Here is a 504-nt window from a genome sequence, read left to right on the forward strand (position 1 = left end):
GTCCGGCCCGGGGCGGGTTCGTAAGAAGCACGTCCGATCGATCAACGAGGAGAAACGCATGTCTCTGAAGGACGCACTTCGCATCACGATCGCGATGGCCGGCGGCGACGAGGACGACAACGGCGAGCCCAATCCGCCCACCGGCGACGGTGACGACGGCCGCCAGTACGACGCCTGACGCTGACCGGATCTCGTGAATGACGTCGGCCCCGCCCATACAGTGGCGGGGCCGACACCACCACCAGAGAGGGCGCCCATGCCACGGGAACTCAGCGGGACCGGACGAGTCACCATCTTCCCTCTGCTGCACGACTGGGAGACGGGGAGCCGGTGCGTCTTCGCCTACACGACCACCAACGACGGGTACACGGCCGTCGTCGGCGTGATCCCCGTCGAGGGTAATGTGCATGAGCCGGGCGACCTGTTCGCGCTCGCCGGGCGTCACGGGTTCATCGGCGAGTGGAAGGGCAGCCACGAACAGAGGTGCGGCTGTCTCTTATACAC

General features: G+C 66.5%; 1 pseudogene. It reads left to right on the forward strand.

Going from position 1 to position 504, the window contains the following annotated elements:
- Positions 1-256: 256 nt before the first annotated feature.
- Positions 257-504, forward strand: a pseudogene (locus IG84_RS41945) (hypothetical protein); the annotation flags it as partial.

The organism is Streptomyces ochraceiscleroticus (assembly GCF_000720485.1).
Taxonomy (GTDB): Bacteria; Actinomycetota; Actinomycetes; order Streptomycetales; family Streptomycetaceae; genus Streptomyces; species Streptomyces ochraceiscleroticus.